At 48.7% G+C, this 22,137-nt stretch carries 21 protein-coding genes and 3 tRNA genes; 15 read left to right on the plus strand and 9 right to left on the minus strand.

Annotated features, from left to right (window positions below):
- Positions 1-8: 8 nt before the first annotated feature.
- Positions 9-1,403 carry an NEL-type E3 ubiquitin ligase domain-containing protein gene (locus NQD60_RS03700; protein ID WP_257101114.1) on the minus strand — a complete coding sequence of 465 codons (1,395 nt, stop codon included), beginning with the start codon at positions 1,401-1,403 and terminating at the stop codon, positions 9-11.
- Positions 1,404-1,593: 190 nt separating this feature from the next.
- Between NQD60_RS03700 and gltX the strand changes: the two genes are divergently transcribed.
- From gltX to NQD60_RS03720, 4 genes are all read left to right on the plus strand, one after another.
- Positions 1,594-3,006 (plus strand): glutamate--tRNA ligase, encoded by a 1,413-nt coding sequence (gene gltX, locus NQD60_RS03705; protein ID WP_257101115.1) that lies wholly within the window; start codon positions 1,594-1,596, stop codon positions 3,004-3,006.
- 121 nt (positions 3,007-3,127) lie between these two features.
- Positions 3,128-3,203, plus strand: a tRNA-Ala gene (locus NQD60_RS03710).
- Between the two features lie 95 nt (positions 3,204-3,298).
- Positions 3,299-3,374 (plus strand) — tRNA-Glu (locus NQD60_RS03715).
- A gap of 70 nt (positions 3,375-3,444) precedes the next feature.
- Positions 3,445-3,521 (plus strand) — tRNA-Asp (locus NQD60_RS03720).
- Between the two features lie 186 nt (positions 3,522-3,707).
- Here the strand turns inward: NQD60_RS03720 and NQD60_RS03725 are convergent.
- The 6 genes from NQD60_RS03725 to NQD60_RS03750 form a co-directional block, all read right to left on the minus strand.
- Positions 3,708-5,504, minus strand: coding sequence for an ABC transporter ATP-binding protein (locus NQD60_RS03725; protein ID WP_257101116.1), 1,797 nt, complete (start codon positions 5,502-5,504; stop codon positions 3,708-3,710).
- A gap of 7 nt (positions 5,505-5,511) precedes the next feature.
- Positions 5,512-7,257, minus strand: coding sequence for an asparagine synthase C-terminal domain-containing protein (locus NQD60_RS03730; RefSeq protein ID WP_257101117.1), 1,746 nt, complete (start codon positions 7,255-7,257; stop codon positions 5,512-5,514).
- 156 nt (positions 7,258-7,413) lie between these two features.
- On the minus strand, positions 7,414-7,560 hold the full coding sequence (locus NQD60_RS03735) for a burhizin family lasso peptide (protein WP_257101118.1): 147 nt from the start codon (positions 7,558-7,560) through the stop codon (positions 7,414-7,416).
- Positions 7,561-7,725: 165 nt separating this feature from the next.
- Complete coding sequence (locus NQD60_RS03740) at positions 7,726-8,337, minus strand: glutathione S-transferase family protein (RefSeq protein WP_257101119.1); 612 nt, start codon at positions 8,335-8,337, stop codon at positions 7,726-7,728.
- A gap of 99 nt (positions 8,338-8,436) precedes the next feature.
- Positions 8,437-8,640, minus strand: coding sequence for a DUF1289 domain-containing protein (locus NQD60_RS03745; RefSeq protein WP_223694411.1), 204 nt, complete (start codon positions 8,638-8,640; stop codon positions 8,437-8,439).
- Positions 8,641-8,688: 48 nt separating this feature from the next.
- Positions 8,689-9,267 (minus strand): NADPH-dependent FMN reductase, encoded by a 579-nt coding sequence (locus NQD60_RS03750; RefSeq protein WP_257101120.1) that lies wholly within the window; start codon positions 9,265-9,267, stop codon positions 8,689-8,691.
- A gap of 168 nt (positions 9,268-9,435) precedes the next feature.
- On the opposite strand from NQD60_RS03750, the gene NQD60_RS03755 reads away from it, so the two are divergent.
- The 5 genes from NQD60_RS03755 to pbpG all read left to right on the plus strand — a co-directional run bounded on the left by NQD60_RS03755 (position 9,436) and on the right by pbpG (position 14,886).
- Complete coding sequence (locus NQD60_RS03755; RefSeq protein ID WP_257101121.1) at positions 9,436-10,599, plus strand: polyamine ABC transporter substrate-binding protein; 1,164 nt, start codon at positions 9,436-9,438, stop codon at positions 10,597-10,599.
- Between the two features lie 174 nt (positions 10,600-10,773).
- The gene (locus NQD60_RS03760) at positions 10,774-11,940 is read left to right on the plus strand and encodes an ABC transporter ATP-binding protein (RefSeq protein ID WP_257101122.1); all 1,167 of its coding nucleotides are present in this window, start codon (positions 10,774-10,776) and stop codon (positions 11,938-11,940) included.
- Positions 11,937-12,842, plus strand: coding sequence for an ABC transporter permease subunit (locus tag NQD60_RS03765; RefSeq protein WP_257101123.1), 906 nt, complete (start codon positions 11,937-11,939; stop codon positions 12,840-12,842). Before NQD60_RS03760 ends, NQD60_RS03765 begins: the two co-directional genes overlap by 4 nt.
- Positions 12,842-13,660, plus strand: coding sequence for an ABC transporter permease subunit (locus NQD60_RS03770; protein ID WP_257101255.1), 819 nt, complete (start codon positions 12,842-12,844; stop codon positions 13,658-13,660). Before NQD60_RS03765 ends, NQD60_RS03770 begins: the two co-directional genes overlap by 1 nt.
- 197 nt (positions 13,661-13,857) lie before the next feature.
- Complete coding sequence (pbpG, locus tag NQD60_RS03775) at positions 13,858-14,886, plus strand: D-alanyl-D-alanine endopeptidase (protein WP_257101124.1); 1,029 nt, start codon at positions 13,858-13,860, stop codon at positions 14,884-14,886.
- Between the two features lie 36 nt (positions 14,887-14,922).
- Here pbpG and mscL read toward each other — a convergent pair whose 3' ends face one another.
- Positions 14,923-15,369 carry a large conductance mechanosensitive channel protein MscL gene (gene mscL / locus NQD60_RS03780; protein ID WP_257101125.1) on the minus strand — a complete coding sequence of 149 codons (447 nt, stop codon included), beginning with the start codon at positions 15,367-15,369 and terminating at the stop codon, positions 14,923-14,925.
- A gap of 274 nt (positions 15,370-15,643) precedes the next feature.
- Here mscL and NQD60_RS03785 point away from each other — a divergent pair, with 274 nt between their 5' ends.
- From NQD60_RS03785 to NQD60_RS03810, 6 genes are all read left to right on the plus strand, one after another.
- Entirely contained in the window at positions 15,644-16,477 is an 834-nt protein-coding gene (locus NQD60_RS03785; RefSeq protein WP_257101126.1) for a 3',5'-nucleoside bisphosphate phosphatase, read from the plus strand.
- 124 nt (positions 16,478-16,601) lie between these two features.
- The gene (locus NQD60_RS03790; protein ID WP_257101127.1) at positions 16,602-17,264 is read left to right on the plus strand and encodes a site-2 protease family protein; all 663 of its coding nucleotides are present in this window, start codon (positions 16,602-16,604) and stop codon (positions 17,262-17,264) included.
- A gap of 7 nt (positions 17,265-17,271) precedes the next feature.
- A complete protein-coding gene (locus NQD60_RS03795) occupies positions 17,272-18,474 on the plus strand; it encodes a tryptophan--tRNA ligase (protein ID WP_257101256.1) in 1,203 nt (400 codons plus the stop codon).
- 43 nt (positions 18,475-18,517) lie between these two features.
- Complete coding sequence (dapA, locus tag NQD60_RS03800; protein ID WP_257101128.1) at positions 18,518-19,426, plus strand: 4-hydroxy-tetrahydrodipicolinate synthase; 909 nt, start codon at positions 18,518-18,520, stop codon at positions 19,424-19,426.
- A gap of 56 nt (positions 19,427-19,482) precedes the next feature.
- Complete coding sequence (bamC, locus tag NQD60_RS03805) at positions 19,483-20,274, plus strand: outer membrane protein assembly factor BamC (RefSeq protein WP_257101129.1); 792 nt, start codon at positions 19,483-19,485, stop codon at positions 20,272-20,274.
- Positions 20,275-20,387: 113 nt separating this feature from the next.
- Entirely contained in the window at positions 20,388-20,735 is a 348-nt protein-coding gene (locus tag NQD60_RS03810) for a DUF167 domain-containing protein (RefSeq protein ID WP_257101130.1), read from the plus strand.
- Between the two features lie 281 nt (positions 20,736-21,016).
- On the opposite strand, the gene NQD60_RS03820 is transcribed toward NQD60_RS03810, so the two are convergent.
- Positions 21,017-21,988 carry a hypothetical protein gene (locus NQD60_RS03820; protein ID WP_257101132.1) on the minus strand — a complete coding sequence of 324 codons (972 nt, stop codon included), beginning with the start codon at positions 21,986-21,988 and terminating at the stop codon, positions 21,017-21,019.
- Positions 21,989-22,137: the final 149 nt, after the last annotated feature.

Here is a 22,137-nt window from a genome sequence, read left to right on the forward strand (position 1 = left end):
GTCATTTCTTATTGAATAATGTGCCTAATTTTCAACTCGGCCCACTCGAGTTGGTTTATTTCTTGCCGTAATATATATAGCCTGTTTTCTGCATTTTTGTTTATAACCTCAATCTGTTCTTGGTATTCTTCGGAGAGCTCTTCATATCGATTCTCTAATATATTAAATTCAGCGTCTCGCTGATTTTTTAATGTATTGAATTTGTCTGCATATTTTCTTTCTAGATAATGTTGCCATGCTTCATGTTCAAAAAAGAAAGTGAAGAGTTTTTCTTCTTGCTCAGCTGCTTTTAATTTTTTCTTAACTAAATCGAGTTCTTTCTCCGTAAGATCGACCAATGAAGAATAAAGCATGTCTTGTCCTTGGATCAATAGATCCCATTGTTCTCTTAATTTGAGTTGATATAAAAGATAAACTTCGACTTGTATAGTTGGCGAAACGTGTTTTACTTTTTCACATACAATCGGGGCGAGTTCTCTTAAGCGAAATTGTTGTATAACCATTTTCTCTAATATTTCTGGCTCGATCTCTCCAGACTCAGCTTTTGCATTAAGAATAGTGTGCTCAATATTGTTGAGACCGATATCCACTCTATTACCACACGCTCCTAGCGCATCTTTTACGAGATCAAAACAAAAAGGCCGCAAATCCTGACGTTGCTGAAGTTCAACGAGTACGTGCTGCACTCGTTGTTTTAAGCGCTCTAAGCCGATTTGGTTTTGAGCATCTGCTGTTTCCCATAATTTTGAGAGGAAGTATCTGAGGTTCTGAGCATCGCTTATATTAACGCCGGCTTCCCAGTTATCAAACCGTGCACGGACTTTATCAGAAGGGGGGAGCCATGGCTGTATCGCAATCGCGAGTAGTATGCGCTCAGAAATCAATTGAAGTATTTCGTGGTTATAATCAAATATGAGTCGCTTTGGCTTATTAAATTGACGCAAGCTATATAAAAAAAGAATTGCTTCCTTGGCTTCTGCGGACAAAGGGTTATTTCGTATATCAACGAAACAATCGGGCAATTGATTGATGGCGTCAGGCAATTCATTGAACTCATTGTTTGACAAAATGATGAGCCTTAGACTAGACAGTCGGTTAATAAATCCAGGCAAATCATGCAATTTATTGTGTGCCAAATTTAAGATCATGGATTGATTAAATTGCTGAAATAGCCCTAATGAGGGCGGCAGTTCGCGCAAGCCTAGATGACTTAAGTCTAATTTAAAACAGTTATCACACTCAATGATGCGCCGGATAGCTTCTGCGCGATTTTCTTCAGGTTGTCCAAGAGACTGCCACTGATATAATTCTGTGGTATCCGAACCCGCTGTATCTAGCGATTTCTCTCCACAGCCTATAATGGAAAATAATACGCCAAAAATGAATAAACGAAAAAAATGCATGGCCCTCACCTAAGTAGCGCCCCTATATTTAATATAGGATATGAGTGTAAAAAGTCTAATTTAGATTTGCGCACGCGGGTATTGTATTAATCCATGCGCCAAGTTCTCGGGTGGTATGAACCTTTGTAGCAATCAGCATAGTGTATCCAATTTTTGGGGATGCCCGATCACTACTGATATAATTTTCAATATGGACAAAATTAAAAACTCTACGGTGCGCACCCGTTTCGCACCCAGCCCTACTGGCTTTATTCACCTCGGTAATATTCGCTCAGCCCTTTACCCATGGGCGTTCGCTCGTCGAGCGGGTGGTACGTTCATTTTGCGGATTGAAGATACAGACTTAGAGCGCTCAACGCAAGCGGCGGTGGACGTGATCCTTGAGAGCATGGCTTGGCTTGGGCTTACTCTTGACGAGGGGCCTTTTTATCAAATGCAACGCATGGATCGCTACCGCGAGGTGATAGCGCAAATGCTAGCGGCAGGTTTAGCTTATCCTTGTTATATGTCGCCAGAAGAGCTTGATAGGCTGCGTGATGCACAGCGTGAGCGCGGTGAAAAGCCGCGCTACGACGGCCGCTGGCGGCCGGAGGAGGGTAAACAGTTACCACCGCTGCCGGCTGGCGTTAAACCCGTTGTGCGTTTTAAAAACCCAACCACTGGCTCCGTCATTTGGGAGGATGCCGTTAAAGGGCGGGTTGAGATTGCCAACCAAGAACTGGATGATCTGATTATTGCGCGGCCAGATGGCACGCCCACGTATAATTTTTGTGTCGTCGTTGATGATATTGACATGCGTATTACGCATGTGATCCGCGGCGATGATCATGTGAATAACACCCCCCGCCAACTTAATATCTTAAACGCGCTCGGCCAGACCCCGCCTATTTACGCACATTTACCTACCGTGCTAGATGCGAATGGCGAGAAAATGTCAAAGCGTAATGGCGCCATGAGCGTTATCCAATATCGTGACGAGGGCTATTTACCAGAGGCGGTGCTTAATTATCTAGCTCGCTTAGGCTGGTCACATGGCGATGACGAGATTTTTTCATGCGAGCAACTGGTCGCTTGGTTTGACCTTGAGCATCTGGGCAAATCGCCAGCTCAATATGACCCGGATAAATTGAAGTGGCTCAATCAGCATTATATTAAGCATGCTGATGATGCTCGTTTGGCTCAACTCGTGCAGCCGTTTCTTAGCGCGCTTGAAGTCGATTGGACCCAAGGGCCGGCGTTAACTGAGGTGGTTGCGCTACTGAAAGATCGAGCCGCAACGCTAAAAGAATTGGCAGCTGCCGCAGTGATATTTTATCGAGCGCCAGACACGCCTCTAGATGAACTTGCGCAACATTTAACTGAGCCTGTGCGCCTAGCGTTGGCTGAGCTTGGACAGAATTTAAGCAGTATTGAATGGCTGCGCACGACAATTAATGCCGCCCTTAAAACAGTATTAAAGGCACATGGGCTTAAGATGCCGCAGTTGGCGATGCCGTTACGTTTGTTGGTAGCAGGGACCACGCATACGCCATCGATCGATGCTGTGCTTGAATTATTTGGTCGCGAAAGAGTGCTGGCAAGGCTTGCTACGGTTACTCGTTAGGTGAGTGAGATTCACTCGAGCCACCCGTTGCATTTGAGTGTCTAGACGTGGAAATTTGGCTTATTAATGAGATAAGTATTTACAAAGTGTGATTTGCTCTTTAAAATCGCGTTTTCTTTGTGGGGGTATAGCTCAGCTGGGAGAGCGCTTGCATGGCATGCAAGAGGTCAGCGGTTCGATCCCGCTTACCTCCACCAATTAAAGCAGTAGTAAAAGTAATAAAGAAAGCTTCACAAGTAAAGGGATTGCCGCTATAATGCAATGCTTTCGCGAATGTGAAAAAAAAGAATTTGTCCCCTTCGTCTAGAGGCCTAGGACATCACCCTTTCACGGTGAGTACAGGGGTTCGAATCCCCTAGGGGACGCCAAATCTCAAGCCGGCGTTATGCTTGGTTTGCGTCAAACAGATGATGAGTTAAGTACTTCATCTGCTTGCTTGGAGTGGTAGTTCAGTTGGTTAGAATACCGGCCTGTCACGCCGGGGGTCGCGGGTTCGAGTCCCGTCCACTCCGCCAATTACATAAAGTAGTAACAATCAACCTTCTTAAAAAAAGAATTAAAAGGCGTATACAAGCAAGGCCTACGGGCCTTTTTTGTCCTTAATTTTCAACGAAAAACAAAGTAGCCGGTCACGGCTCTCTATCTTTAAACATCACCGGACTGACGTAACCCAAAGTCGAAGCGAGCAGATCCCGAAAGACTCAAAAAGCTGCGCTGACTTGACGCTGTTCAATGACATTAGACCCAACTTGTTTATACCAGAGGCTGGCATAAATACCGTCTTGCGCCAACAAACTGCGATGGTTACCTTGCTCAGCGATAGTGCCGTCTTTTAATACTAGGATTAAATCCGCATGCTGAATGGCTGGAAGCCGATGTGCGATGATCAGTCGAGTGGTTTGTCGATACTCTTCATGCAAATTCTTGAAAATCGTCGCCTCAGTGTGCGCGTCGAGCGCCGCCGTTGGCTCGTCTAGAAGAAGTAGATGGCTGGGTCGTAAAAGTGCGCGGGCGAGCGCTACGCGCTGCCGTTCGCCGCCGGATAGTTTGTTGCCTCGTTCGCCAATCGGCGTTTCGAGCCCAGCGCTTGCAGCGGCGACCACCGGCGTGAGTGCTGTGGTGCTGATGGCCCGCGCAATTTCTGTGTCTGCTGCCTGCGGGCAAGCAAAACAGATATTTTCACGCAGCGAACGATCTAGCAAATGCGCGTCTTGAGTCGCATAGCTGACCGACTGGCGTAGCACGTGCTCGGAAAACGATTCAATCGGTTGACCATTGATCAAAATGGCGCCGCTATCGAGCGAATACAAACGCAACAGCAGTTTCATCAAGGTAGATTTACCGACCCCGGTCGGGCCGACAATCGCACAAAATGCACCCGCTGGAATTGAAAAACTAGCCTCTCGTAAAACATATTTTCCCGGCACATGGCTAAAATCAGCTTGCTTGAATTCGATCGATGGCGCTCGTTCAAAAAGTGTACGGCTGGCGGGCTTGAAAAGCCGTCGGGTATTGATTTTGTCCAGTAGTTCTTCAAGATTAAACAAGCCCAGCCGAGCTTCACGGATGACATAACCGAACGTGCTCAACGGCAGCGTAAATTGCAATAAGTAACTATTTAAAAGTACGAAGTCGCCCACAGTAAGCCGGTGCGCGAGGATATCGCGGCACGCCAGAGAGGTCAGCGTGGTGAGCCCGATGCCAACAATTAATAACTGCAGCGCGCCGAGCACCTCCATGTGGCGTGCGATCTGGATGCTGGCTTGTTCGCGGGCTCTGAAAGCGCCTTCAAGCTGTGCTAATTCGCTGGCTTCATTTGAAAAGGCTTTGACAGTATCTGCATGCGTTAGCGTATCAATCAGACAGGCCGAGGCACGATCCGATCGCAGATTTTTCTTGCGCTGCAATGGCGTACAGTGCGCAACTGTGAGCATGGTGGAGTACAGGTAAGCGGTTAAAAAGCCGATGAGCACCGCAGCATAGACCGCACCAAACAGCGAAAACACAACAATGCAGGCCAAGCCGATTGCAACGCAAAGTGGTGCGATATTCCAGAAAATTCCGAACAGTGCGCGCATCACACTGTCTTGCGCTCGGCTCACTTCACTCGCGGCAGCGCCGCTTTGCTGATCACTGAGCGCTGCAGCAGAACGATCGAGTACCTGGCTGACATAGTTTAGTGTGATGAATCGCTTGATGCGCTCGTTGATTGCAATCGCAAGATATTGCTCGCCTCGCCGCAAGGCCTGCGAAAGGAACCACGCACAGCCGTAAGCTACGCATAGCATATAGGCGGTGATGGATGAAATCGATACACTAGAAAAACCGTCGATCAGCCATTTGAGGAGCACCGGTGTCACGACGCTTAGGCCAATCACAAAAGCTGTACAGGCAATGGCGGCAGCAACTTGCACACGCGCATAGCGCTCATTCGCCCATAAGCAACTCAGTAGAAAACCAAGCGTTTTGAAAGTTTTGGATATTTTTAGTGCTTTCACCTGCTAGCTACTGCCATCCTTGAATAAAGAGTTCAGCGGCATAAACCTGCATAAGGTTCATGAAATAGCCATTACGACCTTTGCTGCTCTCCTGGATTGCCGTGCGGGTTCGAATAGGGTCAATATAGCCTTCCTTGGCTAGGTAACCTTCAAGACAGTGTGCCATCACGTGGTCTTTATGTTGGCGTATGCCGAGCAAATTGATGCCGGATGTTTCGCCTTTATTACGCCGCCAGAGGTGCGGATAATGAGTCGCGGCGGAGACGGATTTTCTAAGGAGAATGCGATTATGCGCACCCTCAAAGTGACGATAGCTGGGTACCGACAATGCGAACTCCACCATTGGCTGACACAGAAATGGATAATGTGTGCCGCTTTTGAAGGGATAGGCGGGGGTTCTGACATCATCTAGCGACAAGTATGCCAGGAACAACTGGTATAACTTGCCAGGCAGGCGAACCTTGGTCTGCTGAATAAATGGATGTAAATGGGACCAGCCATCGAGTGGCTCTAGTTGAGCCGCGTCAGACAGTAGCCCCGTGCTCTTAAGTCCTTTAGCAGGATTTGGAGAAAATAAAGACTGGGTTGCATGCCACATAATTTGGGCGAGCGGTGTTCGGCGGATTAATGCCAAATCCATCGCCATCCGAAACAACTGCCGCCAGCGTAAAGTGAGCATTGCATCGGCCAACACACCAAAAGGCGGGGGTGCGAGAAAAAGTGCATCTCCGCCATGTCCGCTAATTAACATGCTGTTTTCACGCTCGTCGAGCGAGTTGGCAAAATGCTGATGAAAGGCGAGCAAGCAATAGCGGAGATGCGGCTTCGCGACGCGCGGGATTTGCGTGATCGGAGCGAATGACAAAACTGGGTTATCAATCTCGTTAAGGTGGGCGCCCGTGCTGTGAGCAACGCGGCGCGCATGCTCAAGCTCATTGGACGAGCCAATCTTGGAGTTGTAATAATGGGCACAAGAAAGCCGTTGCGTAGTAGGTGCTAGCGCCCGCAAAGCCAACAACACGGAACTCGACTCTAAGCCACCTGAAAGCTCTAAGACCGGCCGATCGTCGTCAGATACATGCAAACTCAGGTAATTTTTTAAAATATCGTATGGATTTTGAGCGAGAGGCCCATAGGCAGAACGCATGAGTGGGTCCCAAACAGGCAGCATCTCAGGCTTGCCTCCATGCGTATAGAAAATCGCACACCCTGCCGGAAGTTCTGAAATACGCTCAAATGGCATCTCACCACTTTGTACCGAGCCGGTGCGTAACCAAGTGGTAAAGAACGATGTATTCCATCCCGGGCGTTCGCCCGCTGCTGTAAGCGCCTGATGCAAACAGGTTATCGTGTCTGAAAACAGTAGCCCGTGACGCTCAGACCATGACCAATAGACGGGCCACTGATTACTTGGGTCACAACAGCAAATAAATTTTTTAGCCGCCTTATCAAAGCAGACAAATAAATACGCCCCCCAAAATTTGGCGGTTAATAAAGCGGGGCCTTTTAAGGCAATTTCACGTAAGTCACTTTCATTAATTTCAGTATTGTCTTGCTTTGAAAACGCTTGTCCATAAAAGCAATAAAAATACGCTGCCTCCTCTCGACACAGGGCGCGCGTACTATGACGCTCATCTGCCTCTTGCCATAATGCACCCGCTAGCTGGCCGCTTTTATCATGGGTTAAAACCCAGTCCCGGTTTGCTGTTAAAAGCTCCTGTGTTTTGGGATAAGCGATGCCGAGAACGGTCATAGGGGAGTTCCACTCTAAACATTTGGTTTGTTTCGGGTACAGTAGACACGCGATGAGGCATCTATTCTTTTTTGTGTTATTGATGTCACAACAGAACGCCAGGCAAGTAACTATAAGCAGATAAAAGGCTTGCCTGGCACCACATTAAGCTTTTAGTTAGGCGTCTGGGTCGTCGTACTTGCCAAAACCAGCTTCATTTTTTTCTCCGACGGCGCCCATGGTCGATTCAGACGCACAAAACTCCATCAGTGCATCATCGTCCAATTGGATCTCTTGCGTATTGATTGCTTTGCTCTTGATCATGATTTTTTCCTAATGTCTATTATTAAAAACAAGCCGCCCCAAGATGCAGGCGAATGACAGTAGCTAATACACGGATAAATGTGACGAGTAAAAATCCCCCGGAACATTCCATCACGTGTCTTATTAATATAGTAGAAAAATGCTATTAAGCAAAAGATTTTTTATTTAAGCTTGATGTTGCAATGCGGCTTGCACGCCTTCATCTGTCTGCATGGCTTGCATGAAACGATGGACGTTAGGATAGTGGCGAATCGTTTTAGGAAAATAGTCTGCCCAACGCGCCATGGTAAATGCATAGGCATCGGCAATACTGCGGCGTTGACCGAGCAGATATGGAGTTGAGTCAAGCTGACGATCCAATTCCAGCATCACCCGCTCAACGCGAGCATAGCTTGCGGTTTTTACAGCCGTGATACTTTCTTCATCGCTCATCACGGTGTAGCGCTTTGGCGAGAAAAAAGGCCAAAAAGCTGGATGAAAATCGCCGGTCAGAAAGGAAAGCTTTTCATCAAGTGCATAGTTGCCAAGAAGAGTGCCATCGCTGCCTAGCTGTGCTTGTGGATATTTATTGACGAGATATTTTAAAAGAGCGGTCGCTTGCGTCATGATAGGGCTTTCATCATCCGTCATTGCCGGCACCATGCCAAGCGGTACGAGTTTTTGATATGCCGGGTCGCCTAACTTCACTTTTTCAACTTTATGAGGCGCATCAAGCCATTTCAAGACAATCAGTACAGAAAGTGCGCAGGTATGAGGGGCAAAATATAAAGTGAGCATCACGACCTCTTTAAATGAATAGGTTGAAAGGCGGGTTGCTTGACGCAACTCGCGCTAGCTTAACTCGAAATGCTTGCAATAATCGGTTTTTCTCTCGGTTTATGCCGGCCCGCGCGTGAAACGCATGGCCTGATTCTCTTGGATAATGCGTTGCCACACTAGGCGCTTTTCTTCATCACTGAAAAATACCCAGTTTGATACTTCAAATGCAGTTCGCCCACAGCCTATGCAAACTTCATCAAAAAGAGTTGAACAGATGCCGATACAAGGGCTATCAGGAAGGTCGTGCAGTGTGGATGACATCAGTTTTTGTGAATCAGGGTTACGCGTAGTGGAGATATAAAGTCGCTTTTATTTTACACAACTGGCTATTTTTACGAGCTGCGCGGTCAATTCCTTCAGCATATTTTTAGCTGATTCGTCTTTGAGTTGGCCCTGCTCATCAAATGCAATGTGAGCTTGGCCCACTGCTACCACCTGTGGCAAAACCTGGCTTTGTAGCGTCCAGGCCAATAATTGACGCAATGCTAACAGCCCGCGATAGCCCCCAAAATTGCCGGGTGAAGCACTTCCAAGGGCAAACACTGGCTGCCCGAAGGCGGCGAGTTTGCCGCCATTTTCATTGACGCGGGAGACCCAAGCAATGGCATTCAGTAACAGCGGTGGAACGCTTGCATTGTACTCTGGGCTGGCAATAAACACACCTTGATGAGACGCGATGACCGCGTGCAACTCGCGGGCAATGGTTGGCACACCGCTGGCTTGCTCTAGATCGCCGTCATAAATTGGCAGCGGATAATCGGCTAGATCTAATCGGGTGACCTGCGCGTTTAGCGTCTCCAGTTGCTGTGCGGCTGCTTTGGCAAGTAAGCGGTTGTAGGAGCCGGTGCGCAGTGAGCCAGCCAAGACCAGGATACGGGGAGCGTTCATATGCAACCTTTAAAGAGTGGAAGAGGGCTACTGTAGCCGAGCTGTAAGTTTATTACGACGATATCGCGCATTTTTTTATAACGATGGTCGCTTTCATTGGAGTTTGGTGATATTTTTGCGTTTTTCAAGGGTAAGTTTCGCCTCGCGTTAAAACTAGGAAGCGCAAAAATGAAGATTAAAATAGCCGGCCATCTGACTTTATCTGCTGTATCGTTCTGGCTCCTGGCAGCACAGCGCTGGTTGCGCTTGCCGCAAGTTTTAATCTGTGTATGGTGCGCTACGCCATGTGTGTTGGCCGGTGCAAACGAGCCGCGGCTGAATCTTTATAATTGGTCTGACTATATTGCCAAGGATACGATTGCCGGTTTTGAAAAGCAAACGGGCATTAAAGCACGGTATGACGTTTACGATAGTGCTGACATTTTGCAAGCGAAGCTGTTAACGGGACGCTCTGGTTACGATGTGGTGACTCCTACCAGCAATTATGCTGGCCGGCTGCGTGCAGCAGACATTTTTGAGCCGCTTGATCAATCAAAACTGCCTAACCTGAAAAATCTTGATCCTCAACTGATGGAGATTGTTGCCGGCGCCGATCCGGGTAACCGTTATTTTGTGCCGTGGGCCTATGGCACGACGGGTCTAGGCTATAACGTCACCAAAGTGCGTCAGGTGCTCGGTGAAGATGTGCCGCTTGATAATTGGGATATTCTCTTTAAGCCCGAATATGTATCCAAGTTGAAAAGCTGTGGGGTGTCTATGCTGGATGCGCCAGATCAATTGTTTGCCGCGGTGCTGCATTATCTTGGTAAAGCCCCCGACAGTACAAACCCCGAAGATTATAGGGCGGCGCTCAAGGTGCTTAAGCAAATCCGGCCCTATATTACGCAATTTAATTCATCGGGGTATATCAATGATTTAGTCGGGGGCGATATCTGTTTTGCTTTTGGCTGGTCTGGCGATGTAGTGATTGCTGGGCGCCGTGCGCGTGAGGCAAAGAAAGAGTATCAGATTCAATATTTTATTCCGCGCAGTGGGGCGCCTATTTGGTTTGACGTGATGGCCATTCCCAAAGATGCACGGCATAAAGAAGCTGCGCTGCAATGGATTAACTATATTGAAACGCCACAGGTGCATGCCGCCATGACTAACCAAGTCTACTATCCCAGCGCGAATCTAGCGGCCAAGCGGTACATTGATCCATTAGTGGCGAACGATCCGGCAATCTATCCCCGCCCCGAGATGATTAAAAAGCTCTTTTTGCTTAAGCCGCTACCGCCTGAGACGGCGCGTTTAATGACGCGACTCTGGACTGAATTTAAAACCGGCTTTTAGTTTTTTTATGGTAGCTAAGCGCAGGCATCAATGAAGTCAAGACGAATGATCTAAATTTTTGATTGGCAGTAAGCTGCAGCATAGATAAAATCTGATTTTTTAAATAAGATGTCCACTCTAAACCGGTGGCAAACTGTCAAATTCAACTCTCTTGAGTCAGGGGATTAATTTTTAATGAGCAGTGATTTCTCGCATGGATTGGGATGGGCCCCTTCCGTTACGCCTACTAAGCCATTTAGCCTGCTCAGCCAGGAAGGTGACTTCGTGCAAATTATTGATGCAGTCAAAAAATTTGGGGCAACGACTGCCGTGCAAAATGTCAGTCTGTCAGTCAAAAAAGGGGAAATTTTTGCTCTGCTTGGCAGTTCAGGCTGTGGCAAATCGACTTTGCTCAGGATGTTGGCTGGTTTTGAAACCTTGACCTCGGGCCGGATTCTCATTGATGGTGAAGACTTGGCCCAAATGCCACCCTATCGGCGTCCGGTGAATATGATGTTTCAGTCGTATGCGCTGTTTCCTCATATGACGGCACAGGCTAACGTCGCGTTTGGGTTAAAACAAGAGGGCCGGCCCACAGCGGAAATTCAAGAGCGTGTAGCGAGTGCGCTTGAACTGGTGCAAATGAGCCATCTGGCTACGCGTAAGCCGCAGCAATTGTCGGGTGGTCAACAACAGCGTGTGGCGCTGGCGCGCAGCCTGGTGAAGCGGCCCAAGTTGTTGTTGCTGGATGAGCCGATGTCGGCGCTAGATAAACAAATCCGGCAGCGCACGCAGATTGAATTGATGGATATTCTCGATAAAGTCGGTGTGACTTGCATCATGGTCACGCATGACCAAGAAGAAGCCATGGTTATGGCAGACCGGCTGGCGGTGATGACGGATGGGCGGATTGTGCAAATTGGCACGCCGCACGAAGTCTATGAATATCCAAATAGCCGCTTTTGCGCTGAGTTTATCGGCTCGGCCAATCTGTTTGCCGGCACGATTGTTGAGGACGAGGCCGATCATATCTTTGTGCATAGCCTGGAATTGCCTAAACCCTTATATGTCAGCCATGGGGTCACTGGCCAGCTTGATATGGAGGTGCTGATTTCTGTGCGCCCAGAGCGGGTTGCCGTGACGCGGCAAGCACCGGCGCAAAATTACAACTGGGCGCGCGGTAAAGTCGACAATATTGCCTATCGGGGTGGCTACACGCTTTACCATGTGGTGCTTGATTCCGGCAAGATGGTGGTGGCCAATGTTTCAAGTCTAGCGCTCACTGAAATGCAAGCGCCTACTTACGAGGATGAAGTGTTTATCAGCTGGAGCCCAGAGTCGGGCGTGGTGCTGACGAAATGAAGGTATGGCTGCAACGCTTAGCCCCACAGGGCCGCGCCGCGGTCATCGCGGGCCCTTATATCTGGTTATTACTTTTTTTCTTTGTGCCCTTTTTGCTGGTCGTAAAAATCAGCTTTACGGATTTGCGGCTGGGGATTCCGCCTTATACTGAGTTGACTGCGCTCAAAGATGGCGCGCTAAAAATCACCCTGCAATTATCGAATTACGCGTTCTTGCTAACAGATAGCCTGTATTTTGCGACCTATGTTAATTCATTAAAAGTGGCGGCGATTTCGACCGGGCTGTGCTTGTTGCTCGGTTATCCGATGGCGTATTACATTGCGCGCTCACATCCTGCCACGCGCAATATTTTGCTAATGGCCGTGATGCTGCCTTTTTGGACCTCGTTCTTGATTCGCGTTTATGCGTGGATTGGGATTCTGAAGAATAATGGTTTATTGAATAATTTTCTGCTATGGGCCGGTTTGATCGAAACCCCGATTGAGCTTTATCACACGAATATCGCGGTCTATATCGGTATGGTGTATTCGTATTTGCCTTTTTTAGTGATGCCGCTCTATGCGCATTTAGTCAAAATGGATTTGCGCTTGTTGGAGGCGGCTCATGACTTGGGGGCGCGGCCATGGAAAGCCTTTGTGCAAATTACGCTGCCGCTCTCAAGAAACGGCATTATGGCGGGTTGTCTGCTGGTTTTTATTCCAGCGGTGGGGGAATATGTGATTCCAGAATTGCTTGGCGGAGCGGATACTTTAATGATTGGCCGCGTCATGTGGAACGAATTTTTCAATAATGCTGATTGGCCAATGGCTTCGGCAGTGACTTGTGCGATGGTGCTACTGTTACTCGTGCCAATGGCGCTGTTTCAGCACGCCCAAGTTAAAGAACTCGCAAGCAAGTCATGATTAAACCAAACCGATCATTACGCCTCACCATGCTGGGTACGGGCTTCTTTTTTCTGTATGCGCCGATTCTAAGCTTGATTGTCTACTCGTTTAACGAGTCAGCATTAGTGACGGTCTGGACTGGTTTTTCGCTGAAATGGTATCAAGCGCTGCTCCATGACGAAGAACTGCTAGCCGCTGCGTGGCTATCGTTACGGATTGCGGCGCTGACGGCCTTTGCATCGGTGGCCATCGGCACCTGGGCGGGCTTTGTGCTCGCGCGCATGGGGCGCTTTCGCGGCTTTACGCTGTATAGTGCGATGATTAATGCGCCGTTGGTGATTCCCGAGGTGATTCAAGGAATCTCGTTATTATTGCTCTTTGTCGAATTGAGCAATTGCTTCGGTTGGCCGGCTGAGCGAGGGATCCTGACCATCTGGGCCGGTCACGTGATGCTGGGCATTTCTTATGTGGCGATTATTGTGCAGTCGCGCGTGCGCGACTTAAATCCGGCGCTAGAAGAAGCGGCGCTTGATCTTGGCGCTACCCCGATTAAGGTATTTTTTACTGTCACTTTACCTTTAATTTCACAAGCCTTGATAGCCGGCTGGTTGCTGTCGTTTACGTTGTCACTCGATGATCTTGTGTTATCGTCCTTTTTATCGGGACCGGGTTCGACAACCTTGCCGTTGGTTGTCTTCTCGCGCGTGCGCCTGGGTTTAAATCCAGAAATGAATGCCCTTGCTACGATTTTTATTACAGTTGTAACAATTGGTGTTGTGATTGCAACCCATATGATGCAAGTCGCCGAGCGTAAGCATAGGATGCAAACCTTATAAGCTTCCACTTCGTTTAAGCTCACTTTAATACAGTTTGTAATGGTTATTTATTTAAGCCCTGACTACACTGATAAACTTATTTGGGTTGCTGAAATTAAACAACATGAATGAGTTCTCACCATTTTTCTTAGTTTTGGCTCATGCGAAATAGCTTTATTCGCTCCACGCTGCCGCCGGCGCTGTGTTTAAGTGTGATAATGGCGCTTAGCATTCTGCCCCGGCTAGCCTCTGCGGCTCCTGCGGTGAGCTGTGCAGCTGCGCCGTTGGCGGGCGCTGTAGAGGGTTTGACCTATGCTCCGCGTAAGCCAAGCACGGCCCGCTCCAGACGGGTTGCCAGTAGCAATCTAAAAAGTAATACGGCCGCCTATCGGACTCCGGCCTACCGGCAGCGCGCACAAGTGCGGCGCACGAAGGTACGACGCGTGGCATTTAAGCCCTCCGCGCCATCGCTAGGCCGCTCCTTTGGCCTCCACCAGACGCCCGATGCGCTGGCTTTACGTTCAAGTGTGGCGTATGTGATTGATCAAAATACGAATGAGGCACTTTTTGAAAAAAATGCCCGGGTAGTGTTGCCAATTGCCTCGATTAGTAAGCTGATGACCGCAATGGTGACGCTCGATGCCAATTTGCCGCTGACTGACACACTTGAAATTAGCAACGAAGACCGCGATTTTGAAAAAGGCACGAGCTCGCGCTTATCCGTAGGGTCGCGCTTATCGCGCGCCGATATGCTACATATTGCGTTGATGTCATCTGAAAACCGCGCTGCGGCTGCTTTGTCGCGCCACTATCCAGGTGGCCGGCTGGCTTTTATTACGGCGATGAACCAAAAAGCCCAAGCTTTGGGGATGAAGGATACGCATTTTTTCGACTCCACTGGACTCACCAGCCGTAATGTTTCCAGCGCGCGTGATCTGGCTAAAATGGTCAACGTGGCCTATCAGTATCCGTTGATCCGTGAGTTCTCAACCAATGCTGGCCATCATGTCTTTACCGGCAAACAGGCCATTCAGTATACAAGCACCAATGCGCTGATACGCAATGCTAGCTGGGAAATCGGCCTGCAGAAAACGGGCTTTATCCGTGAAGCGGGCGGATGTTTGGTGATGCAAGTTACCATTCAGAACCGCCCACTAATTATCGTTTTGCTTGACTCAACCGATAAATACTCACGACTTGGCGATGCTACGCGCATACACACTTGGGTCGGCAATGGTGGCGTGTAGCATATCTATCGCGCTGATGCGGCTAAATCAGGCCCTTTATTTTGCTTGCTTGAGGACGTCGCGGATTTCCCGCAGCAGCACGACATTCTCTGGCGGAGCGGCAGCAGGGGCTCCTGCGATAGGCGCTTGACCATCGCGCAATTTGTTAATAAATTTCATCATTAAGAAAACCACAAAGGCCAAAATAATGAAATTAATCACGACCGTCACGAAACTGCCATAGCCAAAAAGCGCTACGCCAGCTGTCTGCAAATCTTTGTAAGAGTGGGGGTTGCCCTGAAAGTTAGCGGGTATCGCGCCTAGCTTGAGAAATTTATTTGAAAAATCTAGGCCGTCTGTAAATATACTCGCCACAGGCATAATTAAATCTTTCACGGCTGAATTAACGATCGTCGAGAAGGCACCACCAATAATGATACCAATGGCCAAGTCCATCACGTTGCCCCGGATGGCAAATGTTTTGAAGTCTTGAATCAATTTCATAGCGAATTCCTATACTCAAATTATTCTAAAAAAGCAGGACGTTAAAGGTGGCTCGTTTACCACCCTCTATAGCGGCTATAATACCCTCCCCAGTACCTATAAGGCCAGCTATAACGGAATAGCAATAAGGCCAGTGATAACGGCTACCATAGTAAATGAGTACCGTAGTGCACGCTTCATGATGAAGTGACCTTAAGATAAGGGCATTACACAAGAAAAATTTAAAAATTACATATTAAAACAAGTAAAATATACCTATTCCTGAACTTTCATTATGCTCAACGCTGATCTTCATTGCCATTCAAATTTTTCAGACGGTGTCTTAACGCCGGCAGAGGTAGCTCGTTATGCCTACGAAGGCGGTGTGAAGCTATGGTCGCTGACGGATCACGATGAATTAGGCGGCCAGCACGCAGCGCATCAAGCCGCTACTGCGCTCGGCATGCAATATGTCCATGGCGTTGAAATCTCGGTCACTTGGTCTGAGCGCACCGTGCATGTGGTTGGCTTGAATATCAATCCAGACTGTGTGGCGCTGGTTGATGGCCTAGCTGAGACCCGCCGAGGGCGAGTGGTGCGCGCGCAGGCAATGGCCGCAGGGCTGGCCAATGTGGGTATAGCAGATGCTTATGAAGGGGCGCTGCGTTATGTCTCTAACCCGGATTTGATTTCACGGACACATTTTGCACGCTATTTAGTTGCAGCGGGTTTTGCGCCATCGCTGCCGGCAGTGTTTAAACGCTATCTAACTGAAGGTCATCCTGGTTTTGTGCCGCATTGCTGGGCGCCGCTGACGGACGCAGTCAGCTGGATTAAAGCAGCCGGCGGCGTGGCCGTGATCGCGCATCCAGGCCGTTATCGATATACGCCGCCTGAATACGAGAGGTTGTTTACCACTTTCAAAGAATTGGGCGGTATGGCGATTGAGGTCATCACCGGTAGCCATACTCCTCAGCAGTATAAGGAATATGCGCAGGTTGCGCGTCACTACGGGTTTTGGGCTTCGCGTGGTTCAGATTTCCATGCGCCCAAAGAAAGCCGGACGGCGCTGGGCAGCCTGCCAGCGTTACCGGCTGATCTAACACCCGTCTGGCAAGCATGGTTGTAAGGGCTAAGCTAATGGCCGCGCTTATCCTCTATGTGTCTCGTTAGGTCTCGGAAGTAGGCGCTAGATGCATCATTCATCTTGGATTTTTAAACCTTGTGTCCGCGCTTGGTTACAATAGCGGGTTATGGACCATTTAATACAAACTGTTGCGGTATACGCCTTACCCGTTTTATTCTCAATCACTCTGCATGAAGCTGCACATGGCTATGTAGCGCGATTGTTTGGCGATAACACGGCCTATATATTAGGGCGAGTGAGCCTTAATCCACTTAAGCATATCGACCCGCTTGGGACGATTGCGATGCCGCTGTTTCTTTATTTTGCAACCAATGGCGCTTTTTTGTTTGGTTATGCAAAACCGGTGCCGGTGGCATTCGGTAATTTACGCAATCCGCGCTGGCATAGCCTTTGGGTCTCGCTGGCGGGACCTGGCTGCAATTTTGCGCAAGCTTTTATCTGGGCGCTGGCGGGTATTATTTTGGCGGCGATGGGCGTTGATGAGCCTTTCTTTTTACGCATGGCGATGGCCGGTGTCCTGGTGAATCTAGTGATCTGCGTGTTTAATCTATTGCCACTGCCACCGTTAGACGGCGGGCGTATACTGGTTTCGTTGCTGCCGCCTCGCCCCGCCCTGAAGTTAGCTCGGCTTGAACCTTATGGTTTTTTTATCGTGCTGGCGCTGGTTATGACGGGTGTGCTAGGCCGCGTGTGGCTGCGCCCGCTGATTGGGCTGGGCTACGATATCATCGCCTTATTGTTAACCCCTTTTGTTGCTCTTATGCGCTGAGATTATGTTGTTTCCAGATCGTATTTTTTCCGGTATGCGCCCAACTGGGGCGCTCCATCTTGGGCACTATCATGGTGTCTTAAAAAACTGGGGTCGGCTGCAATCCGAATATCCATGCCTTTTTTGCGTGGTTGACTGGCATGCATTGACCACCCACTATGAAACGCCGGACGTGATCGAGCAGCATGTTTGGGAAGTCTTGATCGATTGGCTGGCGGCGGGAATTGATCCAGCGCAGGCGACGCTGTTTATCCAAAGCCGCGTGCCTGAGCATGCAGAACTAACTCTGCTGCTTGGCATGGGTACGCCGCTAGGTTGGTTAGAGCGGGTGCCCACTTACCGTGAGCAAATTGAAAAACTCAAAGAGAAAGATCTAGCCACTTACGGTTTTCTGGGTTATCCGGTGTTGATGGCGGCGGATATTTTGCTTTATCGCGCATCGCTTGTGCCCGTTGGCGCAGATCAAATCCCTCATGTCGAAATGACGCGCGAGATCGCGCGTCGCTTTAACTATCTCTACGGCCGAGAGGTCGGTTTTGAAGAAAAAGCGTTAGCAGCTGCCAAAAAGCTCGGTGGCCGGCGCACCAAACGGTATCATGAATTGCGTAATGCCTACCAGCAAGAAGGACAGAGTGAAGCATTAGAACAAGCGCACGCGCTCTTGCAGGAATCTCAGAGCTTATCCATGAGCGACCGGGAACGGCTGTTTGGCTATCTTGAGGGGGCGTGTAAGCTCATCTTGGTTGAGCCGCAAGTGCAATTGGCTAAGGCTTCACGCATGCCAGGTCTAGATGGGCAGAAAATGTCAAAATCGTATGGCAATACGATTGGACTACGTGAAGATAAGCACTCGATTGAAAAGAAAGTGCGCACCATGCCAACCGATCCGGCCCGTGTGCGCCGCACTGACCCGGGAGATCCAGACAAATGCCCAGTATGGCAGTTGCATTTGGCCTACTCGGATGAAACGACGCAAAATTGGGTGCAAAAGGGGTGCCGTAGCGCGGGCATTGGCTGTCTTGAATGCAAACAACCCGTGATTGAGGCCATTTTGCATGAGCAACAGCCGATGCTTGAGCGGGCCCAAAAATATATCGATGATCCGTCGTTATTGCGCGCGATTGTGGCAGATGGGTGCGATAAAGCTCGCAAAATTGCCCAAGAGACAATGCGCGATGTGCGCGAAGCGATGGGCCTGTCTTATTCCTAATCCGCTACAATTAAACTTGATTGCCTGATCTATCCATAATTCGATGACTTATTCTGTGAAAGAAACGCCTATTTTTTCTCTGCGCGGCAGTATTGTTGCGCTGGTCACGCCGATGTTCGAAGACGGCAGCCTTGATTTACCCGCCTTGCGCGCATTAATTGACTGGCATGTAGAACAAGGCACAAACGGTATTGTGATTGTCGGCACCAGCGGAGAATCGCCTACCGTTTCAATCGACGAGCATCGGCTATTAATTAAAACCGCAGTGGCCCATGCAGCCGCGCGCATTCCAGTGATTGCAGGCGCTGGCGGCAATTCGACGACTGAGGCGATTGCCCTGACTGAATATGCCAAGCAAGTCGGCGCTGATGCGACTTTGCAAGTCGTGCCTTATTACAATAAGCCAACGCAAGCGGGTATCTGCCAGCATTTTACGAAGATTGCCGAGCGGGTTGATTTGCCGCTGATTTTATATAATGTGCCAGGTCGCACAGTGGCGGATATGAGTAATCAAACGATTTTGCGACTGGCGCAAGTGCCAGGCATTGTTGGGGTTAAAGATGCAACCGGCAAGCTTGAGCGCGGCATTGAATTAATTCAATCTGCGCCTGCGCATTTTTCAATTTACAGTGGTGATGACCCGACGGCGGTGGCATTGATATTAATGGGCGGCCACGGCAATATCTCGGTGACAGCCAATCTTGCGCCGCGTGCCATGAGCGATTTGTGTCAGGCAGCGATGGCTGGCGAGGTGGTGCGTGCCCGGGCAATCCATATGCAACTTTTAGCGTTGCACCGTGATCTTTTTATTGAATCGAATCCGATTCCAGTAAAATGGGCATTGGCGCAGTTGGGTAAGATTAAAAGCGGTATCCGCTTGCCGCTAACGCCACTGGATGAATCTCATCATGCTGCTGTGCGTACTGCGTTACACGAAGCAGGTTTGGCGTAAAGCCCCCTTGCAACTCATCTACCTTCCGGCTGTGAGCCAGTCTTGAACAACCTCCGATGAAACATATTAAGCCTTATTTTTTTGCCCAGTGCGTTGCTACTACCTTGCTGATCAGTTCTACACTGACGGGCTGTAGCTCAGTAAATGAATGGTTCTCCCCAGACCGGGTCGACTATAAAAGCGCACACGCTGCGTCGGCTCTGTCGATACCTCGTGATTTGGCGCCGATACAACAGCATAACGAGTATTTGTCTGCGCCGACAGAGACTACGATTAAAGCGTTAGGGACGGTATCGCAACGTGCGGCAACGACGCCCAAGCCACTTCCAGGGCCGGCAGCGCAGCCGATGAGGCTACACGTTGAGGATGATGGTTATCAACGTTGGCTGGTTGTGTCAGGCTATACCCCCACGCAATTATGGCCATTATTGCGAGCATTCTGGACGCAGAGTGGATTCACATTAACCCTAGATCGGCCTGAGATGGGCTTAATGGAAACCGATTGGACTGAAAATCGCGCGCAAATTTCTAATGATTGGCTGCGTCGCACTCTTGGTCAAGTTGCAGATAAATTATATTCATCAGGCATGCGTGACCGCTTCCGGATGTTAGTAGAACACAATCCAAACGGAGCGACTTTGATTTCAATTACGCACCGTGGGATGGAAGAGGTGTTAATTGGACGTTTCCAAGAAAGCTCGCGCTGGCAAGATCGGGCGCGCAATACGGGGCTTGAAATAGCGTTATTGAACCGGCTGATGGAACAATTTGGGCTGACTTCTGCGCAGGCAGAGCAGCTCAGTGCTCAGGCGCGCCCAGCTCCTAAAGTAAAATCGGAAAGCAAATAATTTTAAGCAATGAGAGCGGCGATATTCAATCGCTTCTTCTCGCACAAAATCGCTAACTAGGATTGCATCATCGCCTGGCTTTTGGATCGTTTTGGACAGTAACAATCGCCGCGATGAAACGCAAGAAAGTCAATACAGAAAAGACCAAAACCCACCGCACTGTTCAGCCATCCGTTTTTTCCTGGGATGGCGATACACTGGTCCTCAATATTCTCGGCAAGCCAAGCGCAAAACAGAATGCCATTGGCAAGGTCAAAGGACATCAGCTTAAAGTGAGCGTTACGGCAGCGCCCTGTGCCGGCAAGGCAACTGACCATATGGTGCGCTTTCTAGCGGGAGAGTTTGGCGTGCCAACCTCGGCGATCGAGGTTGTGTTTGGCCGGATGAGTGTCAATAAGCAATTGCGTATTAAAGCGCCCAAGCAGTTTCCCGCGGTCATTGGGCAGCAGGAGTTGTGTTGAGCCTGCAGGATCGACGAATTAGCTACATTTGGTCTAGTACTCTTATCGTTGGGACGCCGTGACAGAATATGTGGCACGTGACTAACCAACGATTAGACAATTGCTAAATGAGCTATTTAACGCCAAGCTCCTTCAAAGTTAGCGTTAGTTTCTTTGAGATATCGCCTTTGTCAGCATAAAGCGTGCCAAACAGTCCATGCGCTAGCTCAGGTAAAAGCTTACTCAAACAAATATCATCGATCTGAACGTCGTTCTTTCAGTCGATGCATTAAACAATCAATTCAAAAAACTTCGTCAAGCGTTTGAGCGGTGAGAATACGTTTGCCCCATTGGCATAAAGTATTCATATTCGCTTTATTAAGGCGCTGTTGATAGGGTTTGGTTAAAGTACCAAACTTACTTTCTAACAGAGTTTTCAATAAAGTAGATTGGCCTTGCTGTATACCTTCTTCAATACCTTGCTGTATACCTTCTTTAAGACCCTGTTCCCTGCCGATACGCTCTACACTCGTTATATATCGCACGTTATATTCTCCTTCCAGTTGTTTGATTGAACTATTGTAGCGAATTTCAAACTCTTTGGGCAAAGTTAATACACCATCAATAAAACTGAATAAATTTAAAATGGCTTCTCTAGCTAACCCATTTCTATATAGCTGGCGCATTAATGCAAATTTATGCTGGTAACGCGCATTGGGATCTGTGCGTGTTTCTAATGCTGCAAGATGGGCTGCCACTATCGTGCCAAATGGGTTAGTGTGTTCTAATAAAGCCGTTCTTTGATCGCGATAGTCTAGGAGCTTGCTGGTCAAAAACCGGAAATGGTTGACCTTATGGCCACACACTTGCATCGGGTAGCTTTTAGGGCGCCAGTTAGGGCGGTTATCTGTTAAGACCACCATCGTTAGGACCGGCTGTCGATAACGATCATATAACCTGTAAAAATACTCAAAAAGTCTTTGCGCAAAGTTTATTTCATACTGCCCCTGCACCTCAATGTGTAATAGCACGAAGCAAGTTGCTCCACTTTTTAGGCGAACTTTGATGAGTTTATCTACTAGCTTTTTGCCCACTTTGCTTTTAGCACTCAAGCCTTGCAGCTCTTTGTCCAGCATTTCATATTTTACTTCCCATGCAATTTGGGCAGCAATTTCCTGATAGAAGAATTGCATAAACTCTTTGAAATACACATCTAATGCATTTTTCCATGCCTCATCGGCATAAGAAGGGGGCAGAGCGCCTAAATTTTTCATCGGACTCTTTTGGAAACAGGGCGAATGAATAATTCCTATACTGTATTCGCTCCGCCTTTGTTTTGATATAGGCCAAAAGTCATAAGATATGGTCGTGTGCTTGACCGGTGGTGAATATTTTAATTCTATGCGCACCGTTAATTCCCCCT

The organism is Mycoavidus sp. SF9855 (assembly GCF_024582735.1).
Lineage (GTDB): Bacteria > Pseudomonadota > Gammaproteobacteria > Burkholderiales > Burkholderiaceae > Mycoavidus.

Bases quoted from the DNA above. Each gene is read 5' to 3' on its own strand.
- NQD60_RS03700 (WP_257101114.1), bottom strand. From the start codon at position 1,403: ATGCATTTTTTTCGTTTATTCATTTTTGGCGTATTATTTTCCATTATA.
- gltX (WP_257101115.1), top strand. From the start codon at position 1,594: ATGGACAAAATTAAAAACTCTACGGTGCGCACCCGTTTCGCACCCAGC.
- NQD60_RS03730 (WP_257101117.1), bottom strand. From the start codon at position 7,257: ATGACCGTTCTCGGCATCGCTTATCCCAAAACACAGGAGCTTTTAACA.
- NQD60_RS03735 (WP_257101118.1), bottom strand. From the start codon at position 7,560: ATGATCAAGAGCAAAGCAATCAATACGCAAGAGATCCAATTGGACGAT.
- NQD60_RS03740 (WP_257101119.1), bottom strand. From the start codon at position 8,337: ATGCTCACTTTATATTTTGCCCCTCATACCTGCGCACTTTCTGTACTG.
- NQD60_RS03745 (WP_223694411.1), bottom strand. From the start codon at position 8,640: ATGTCATCCACACTGCACGACCTTCCTGATAGCCCTTGTATCGGCATC.
- NQD60_RS03750 (WP_257101120.1), bottom strand. From the start codon at position 9,267: ATGAACGCTCCCCGTATCCTGGTCTTGGCTGGCTCACTGCGCACCGGC.
- NQD60_RS03755 (WP_257101121.1), top strand. From the start codon at position 9,436: ATGAAGATTAAAATAGCCGGCCATCTGACTTTATCTGCTGTATCGTTC.
- NQD60_RS03760 (WP_257101122.1), top strand. From the start codon at position 10,774: ATGAGCAGTGATTTCTCGCATGGATTGGGATGGGCCCCTTCCGTTACG.
- NQD60_RS03765 (WP_257101123.1), top strand. From the start codon at position 11,937: ATGAAGGTATGGCTGCAACGCTTAGCCCCACAGGGCCGCGCCGCGGTC.
- pbpG (WP_257101124.1), top strand. From the start codon at position 13,858: ATGGCGCTTAGCATTCTGCCCCGGCTAGCCTCTGCGGCTCCTGCGGTG.
- mscL (WP_257101125.1), bottom strand. From the start codon at position 15,369: ATGAAATTGATTCAAGACTTCAAAACATTTGCCATCCGGGGCAACGTG.
- NQD60_RS03785 (WP_257101126.1), top strand. From the start codon at position 15,644: ATGCTCAACGCTGATCTTCATTGCCATTCAAATTTTTCAGACGGTGTC.
- NQD60_RS03790 (WP_257101127.1), top strand. From the start codon at position 16,602: ATGGACCATTTAATACAAACTGTTGCGGTATACGCCTTACCCGTTTTA.
- dapA (WP_257101128.1), top strand. From the start codon at position 18,518: ATGACTTATTCTGTGAAAGAAACGCCTATTTTTTCTCTGCGCGGCAGT.
- bamC (WP_257101129.1), top strand. From the start codon at position 19,483: ATGAAACATATTAAGCCTTATTTTTTTGCCCAGTGCGTTGCTACTACC.
- NQD60_RS03810 (WP_257101130.1), top strand. From the start codon at position 20,388: ATGAAACGCAAGAAAGTCAATACAGAAAAGACCAAAACCCACCGCACT.
- NQD60_RS03820 (WP_257101132.1), bottom strand. From the start codon at position 21,988: ATGAAAAATTTAGGCGCTCTGCCCCCTTCTTATGCCGATGAGGCATGG.